The sequence below is a fragment of the Streptomyces griseorubiginosus genome (genome assembly GCF_017614965.1).
Taxonomy (GTDB): Bacteria; Actinomycetota; Actinomycetes; order Streptomycetales; family Streptomycetaceae; genus Streptomyces; species Streptomyces griseorubiginosus_B.
The window spans coordinates 1-6,426 of sequence record NZ_WVUG01000415.1 but is presented as its reverse complement, the minus strand read 5'-3'; the positions used below and the strand labels follow the sequence as shown (position 1 = coordinate 6,426).

Genomic DNA, 6,426 nt, shown 5'->3' with positions numbered 1-6,426 from the left:
TCGGTTGGCTTCGCAACCCCGAGCTACCAAGAGGCCCTGCCTTCATGCCCGCGGCCAGCTGCGATCACCCGATCGAGACTCCCGTTCGACGCGCACCCCTCAAGATCGGAACGACAACAGCTACTTAGTTCTGTGGGGCCTGAGGGTGGATGGTGAGGCCGGTGTGTGTGAGGAAGGACCATGGGAGTTGCGCGCTGGAGCAGACGCGTTGGATGCCTCGTTCGGCTGCGTCAGCGACGTCGGCGAGGTGGTCGCCGGCGAGGTTGGCCAGCTCGCAGGTCTTGATGGCCGACCACAGCAGTTCGACGGGGTTGAGTTCGGGCGCGTAGGCCGGCAGCCGCTCGAGCGTCAGCCAGTCCTGTTCGGCCGCCCAGGCCCGCATGCCCCGACTCCTATGAGCGGACAGTCCATCCCAAACGAGCACCACCGGTTCCCCGGCGTAGAAGGCCTTGAGGCGTTCCAGCACGTCGATCAGGGAGGTGGTGTCGTAGGTGCCCGGCTTGAGGTGGAAACACAGCCGTGGGCCGCGCTCGCCGTCGGCGGCGTGGTAGCCCAGTGCGGCGGCCATCCCGGCTCGTTTCCAGTTCAGCCGGTGCCGCAAGAGCGGAGTGCGGCCGCGCGGCGCGTAGGTGCGGCGCACCTGAGGCAGCAGCGATATGCCTGATTCGTCGAAGAACACGATCCAGGCACGTTTCTTCACCGCCCCCTTTTGATGCGGGGCCATTCCTGAGCGACCCATCGGGCGATCTCGGACTCGTCCCGCTCGACCGCCTGCCGCCTGGGCCGCTGCAGGCTCCACCCCAGCCGCCCGGTCAGCAGGCGCCACACCGAGGCCCGGGCCAGCTTCACCCCGGTCACCCGCTCCACCACCACGCCGGCGCGTTCCAACGTCCACAGGTCCGCCTCGAACCCGTGCGCCTGAGCGCCTTGTTCCAACGCGGCCCGAACAGCTTCGACTTGCGCGTCATCCAGCTTGGGCGGCCGCCCGGTGGCCGGACGCCGCCGCAGTGCCTGAGCACCGCCCTGCTCCCATAACCGTTTCCACCGGCGCACGCTCTCGGCATGCATCCCCACCATCCGTGCCACCTCGGACGTGGCACGTCCCTGCTCGAACAGCTCGACCGCCCGCATGCGACGGGCCTCGGCCAACTGGGGCCGGGTCAGGGGCGGAACGGACACATCGGAAACCACGGCCTGCGACTCGGAAGACACACCAACAGCCTCACACCACTGAAGCTCCTGCACCCACAGAACTAACGAAAAACTCAGTAGTCTAGGGCCGGACGGTTACGCGAGTGACGGCCACCGATCGGTAGCCCACTCCAACCAGTCTGACCACCCAGGAGGCGGACCTCCCACCCCATGGCCCTCGATTTCCGCAGCATCGGGCTCCTCGAACAGCGTCCTCCAGTGCACGAGGTCCGTCTCGCTCATCGCGAAGGTCTGATCAGGGGTGGTCAACTGGCGATGGGCGACCCGAGCACGTTGGGTCTCATGGTCCACCGGCATATACACAAGCTGAAAGGACGCGCCCACAGACATCACCAACCAGCGGATCGCGGATCTCTCGTCGCGAGACCAGCATCCGAAATCCAGGACCACGTTGGTGCCCAACCTCAGCGCCTCCAGACCAAGCCAGAGCAGCCGTCCTTCCAGCACATCGCGCTTCCCCTCCGGCTGTGGATCGCCGAACAGTGGGCGCATCCACTCGTCCGGCGTCAGCCGCAGAGCGCTGTGCTCCTCGGCCAGCTGCCGAGCTCTCGTCGTCTTTCCGGCCCCTGGCAGGCCGACCGTCAGGAACAACGTCGTCACACCCAGATCTTGTCACGAAGGCCAAAGCACCGTGCCTAACGTCCCTCACACAGCTACACGGCCTTGACCTGCACTAACACCCTGGGAACCCCAGATAACGGTGGAGAACACTGCATCGCTGGATACCTGGACCAGACGGCATTCATACTTCGCTGCAGCCACCGCCAGGCGAACGGGGCCCTCGGCCGTAACCGTCCAGTCGGACCAGCCGCTCGTCGCGTTGAGGATGAGGCACGGGCTGGCCTCAGCCACGAGTGCCCTGGAAACCGCTGCCGCCGATGATCAGGACCGTCATGAGGCGAGACAGTAGAGGAGTTTCGCTCCGCTCCAACTTCGATGAGACTGCTCGAACTTCGCCGAGGCGGGAACTCTGGGTCGAATTGCGTCTCGAACTACTGAGTCGTAGGGGGCGGCGTCGGCCCAGATCGGGTGGAACAGGGGGATGTCTCGAGGACCTCGCTGGGGGTGAGGCGGGTGAAGTGCTGCCAGATGAAGATGCGGGAGGAGAGCATCGCCTCGCGGGGCAGCACGGTGTGGCAGCCCTCGCCGCCGACGAAGATGACCGCGAGCTGGGTGGAGTTCGTCCCACAGGTAGCGGAAATGCTCGAACGCGTCCCCGTTGAGCCACTGTGCCTCGTCCACGAGGAAGGTGCAGGGGCGTTCGGCCAGGCCAGTCTTGAGCAGGCGGTCGAACTCACCTCACACTCGCCTGCTCGTGCGTGGAGCGCGGCACCGACCCCGGCGGCCCACCAGGCGGCCGGCGTGAGCCCGGAGTTGTCGTACCACTCCGGCCCGACCGCACCCCGCAGGCACGGCCTGCCGATCCATTCCTTTCGAGTGGAAAGGCGCCGAAGGTGGACGTCAGTTCCTGTCGGGTAGCAGGAAAGAGCGGCGCTCCTCGGTGCTGAGTTCCCGGAAGACCCGCTGGCGGGCGCGGCGCAGCAGGCCGTCGATGTCGTGGTCGGCCATCGTCCAGACGCGTACGGTGCGGTCGCGGGAGGCGGTCGCCAGCCGGGAGCCGTCCGGGTGCCAGGCGAGGCCGCTCACCCGGTCGGCGTGGACGCCGAGTACCGCGGTCTGGGTGGCGCTGTTCGGGTGCCAGAGCCGGACCGTGCGGTCGTGGGACACGGATGCGATGCAGGTGCCGTCGGGCGACCAGGCAACATCCTGGACCCGCTCCTCGTGGCCGGCCATGACGGCCAGTTCGGTGCCTTGGAAGGGGTCCCACAGGCGGATCGTGCGGTCGCGGGAGCCGGTGGCGAGGCGGCGGCCGTCGGGTGACCAGTGGACTTTCCAGACGTAGTCCAGGTGACCGTGCAGGGTGGTGATGGCGGTGCCGTCGGTGGTGTCCCAGACGGTGACGGTGCGGTCCGTGCTGGACGTGGCCAGATAGCGGCTCTCCGGTGACCAGGCCGTGCCGCCGATCCAGTCCTCGTGGCCGCGCAGGATGTGGACGGTCGCACCGGTGGCGGCGTCCCACACGCGGGCTGTGCCGTCGCGGGATCCGGTGGCGATGCGGGTGCCGTCAGGGGACCAGGAGACGTGGGAGAGCTCCTCGGTGTGTCCGGCCAGGTTGATGTCATCGCCGCGGCCGTCCTGGCGCCACACGACGGCCGCACCATCGCGCAGGGCGATGACCAGACAGGTGCCGTCGGGGGACCAGGCCGCATCGGACACCTCACCGTCGTGCCACCCGCCGGTCGTACGGCCGGAGGCGAAGTCCCGGATGCTCAGGGAGCCGTCCTGGTAGACGGAGGCGATGGACGTCCCGTCGGGCGACCAGGCGACGCGGAGTACCGCGCCATCGCGGCCGCTGAAGACGTTGTTGGTTTCGGTGACGTTCCACACGGCTGCGGTCCGGTCGCGGGAGGCGGTCGCCAGCCTCTTCCCGTCGGGAGACCAGGCGATGCCGTAAATGGTGTCGGCGTGTCCGGTGAACCGGTCCTCGCCTTCGGTCCCCTCGATGCTCCAGACCCAGGCCGTACGGTCGGCATCACCACCCGCGAGGCGTGTGCCGTCCGGTGACCAGGCCAGGGAGTTGATGACCTCCGGGCTCTCCAGCGTCCGCTGCACCTGCCAGTTACCGGTGTCCCAGATCCGTATGGTTCGGTCACCGGAGGCCGAAGCGAGCCGGCGGCCGTCCGGCGACCATCGGACCGACTCGATGTTGTTCTGGTGGTCGGTGAGCACGGTGACGACGGCTGCGGTGGCCGCGGCCCAGACCCGTATCGTGCCGTCTTCTCCGCCACTGGCCACGTATTTTCCGTCGGGTGACCACGTCACGCTCCAGACCATGCGCTGGTGCCCGGGCAGAACTGCGGATTCGGCGTAGGTGCAGGCGTCCCAGATCCGCACGGCGCAGTCGCTGCCGACCGATGCGAGGCGGCTGCCGTCAGGCGACCAGGCGACACCGCCGACCCCCTCCTCCCGGTCGCCGGTCGCCGCCGTGTGGCGTAGGACGGTCAGTTCGGACCAGGTGACGGAGGACCAGACGCGCACGGTGGTGTCCCTGCAGCCGGCCGCAAGCCTGCATCCGTCGGGAGACCAGGCCACCCCCTGTACCCAGGCGCCGTCCCCCGCAAGGACCACCGGTTGGTCGTCGGCCTCCGGGCTCCACACCCGTACGGTCCCGTCGTCGCTGGACACGGCCAGCCGCAGCCCGTCCGGCGACCAGGCCACACCGGACGCGCCGCGTTCGAAGCCGCGCAGCACGGCTCGCAGCCGTGAGGCGCCCAAAGCCGTGTGCAGCGCCTGGACTGAGCCCGGCGTGGCCGCGCACTCCTCGACTGCCGCAAGGGCGGCGAGCACGGCGGTCTCCGGCTCCGTGTCGAGGCGTTCCAGGGCCTGGACGGCCACCGCGTCCGCGGCACGTTCCATCGTGGCCCCCTCCGCTCGTAGCGACCGGTCCACGAACTCCTCGACCAGTGGTGTCGCGCCGACCGTCCGCGAGGACTGCGCCAGCCACCGCCGGGCGACAGACAGCCGCTCCCCGGTGAGGAGGTAGGCGTCCCGGCGCTCTGCGTGGTCCCAGTCCTGCGCCCAGCGTTCCAGCTCGGTGCGGCGGCGCAGGTCCTCGCTGCGGGCGACGACCGCTTGGCGCAGCGGCGCCCACTGGCGAAACAGCGCCTCGTGGGCCACGTCCAGGGCGCCCCCGTCGCCGATAAGCAGGCGTCCGGCGACAAAGGCGTCGGCGACCTGCTGTTCCTGCGGGGCGAGGTCGGCACGGCGGACCCGGCGGCGGGTGGCTTCGTTGCGATCGATGGTGACGAACCGCAGCAGGGTGGAGATCACGGGTGCGTCCGCCAGCTCGCCGGTGATCTGGTCGGCCCGCTCGGACAAGGCCCCGGTGACGCCGCCGAGGGCGCGGTACGCCTCCAGTGTCACCGTCCCGCCGGCCCCTCCGGCACGCAGGTACAGCTCTTGGAGGGTGTAGGCGAGCAGCGGCAGCGCGTCGCCTCCGCCGCATTCATCGACCATGCAGGCCACAACGCCCGGTGCGAAGGTCAGCCCGGCCTGCTCGGCGGGCTTTTCGATGACTTCATACAGCGCGTCCCGGTCGAGTGCGCCGACGACGGCCGGGTCACGCACCAGCTCGGCGAACCCGGACTCCAGCAACCCGGTGAGGAAGTCCGAGCGCAAGGTGGCCACCATCCACAGCCGCGAGTCACCCCTTAGCGCGTCGCGGACGGCGGTGAGGAACGCGTTCCGCTCCTCGCGACCGGACAGGGTGAGCAGCTCCTCCAGCTGGTCGATCACCAGCAACGCCGGCCGTTCGCCGGGCAGTTGAGCCAGCCGCCGTTGCAAGGTGCCGACCGGGTCCTCACCGGGCGAGAACGGCGACGCGACCGCCCAGCGCCCCCGTCGCCGGGCCAGCGCCGGCAGCAGCCCGGCCCGCACCAGCGACGACTTTCCGCTCCCCGATGGCCCGACCACGGTCACAAACCGCTGCGCCCGCCCCGGCACCGCCGGGTGCAGCCGTCCGACCAGCTCGGCGATCTCCCGGTCCCGCCCGAAGAAGACGGCCGCGTCGTCCTCCGTGAAGGCTTCCAGCCCGGGGTACGGCGGCTGGGCGCTGTTCCACACCCGGCGCACCGGCGCCGGGCGATCGAGGAGGTGCAGCGCGATCTGGCCCCCGACCAGCAGCACCAGCGCGACGCCGATCAGCGGCACCGACCACTCCCGCAAAAGCCGCAGTGCCAGCGGCACATGGTCCGACTGGCCGGTCGCGTAGTTCGTCGCGATACCCAACAGGGTCCCGACCAGCATGAGCAGGACATCGACCACAAGCTTGATGGGGCGCCGATCCATAGATCAACAACTTAGCTGTCAGCATGGCCGAGACGGGCAGAAACTCACCACAACCCGAGGCCGCTGCATCTCCACTTCGCCGAAGAATCACAGGTCGTCAGGCACCAGGACCTTCACCGCCCCCCAGGCGCATCGCCGGGTGGTTCAGGCGAGCAAGCCGCCAACCCCAGGTTAGCGAACCGGCGATCAACCAGACGATAGTAGGGCTTGGTCAGGTTCGCATTGGTGTGGGTATGTTGCGGTGGCAGGTGGGGCAGGCGCCGGTGCAGATGGCAAGGAGAGTCTGCAGTTCGCGGACGAAGGGCG

4 protein-coding genes and 1 pseudogene are annotated in these 6,426 nt (G+C 69.1%); all 5 read right to left on the bottom strand.

Annotated elements, in window-relative coordinates; translation table 11 throughout:
• Positions 1 to 124: 124 nt before the first annotated feature.
• Complete coding sequence (locus GRC12_RS40615; RefSeq protein ID WP_208785471.1) at positions 125 to 700, bottom strand: transposase; 576 nt, start codon at positions 698 to 700, stop codon at positions 125 to 127.
• Positions 697 to 1,212, bottom strand: a complete 516-nt coding sequence (locus GRC12_RS40610; protein WP_208785470.1) for a winged helix-turn-helix domain-containing protein — start codon at positions 1,210 to 1,212, stop codon at positions 697 to 699. Before GRC12_RS40610 ends, GRC12_RS40615 begins: the two co-directional genes overlap by 4 nt.
• A gap of 75 nt (positions 1,213 to 1,287) precedes the next feature.
• On the bottom strand, positions 1,288 to 1,812 hold the full coding sequence (locus GRC12_RS40605) for an AAA family ATPase (RefSeq protein ID WP_208785469.1): 525 nt from the start codon (positions 1,810 to 1,812) through the stop codon (positions 1,288 to 1,290).
• Positions 1,813 to 1,914: 102 nt separating this feature from the next.
• Positions 1,915 to 2,064: pseudogene (locus GRC12_RS46130) on the bottom strand (dTDP-4-dehydrorhamnose reductase); the annotation flags it as partial.
• 609 nt (positions 2,065 to 2,673) lie between these two features.
• Entirely contained in the window at positions 2,674 to 6,120 is a 3,447-nt protein-coding gene (locus tag GRC12_RS40600) for a WD40 repeat domain-containing protein (protein WP_244374527.1), read from the bottom strand.
• Positions 6,121 to 6,426 lie beyond the last annotated feature (306 nt).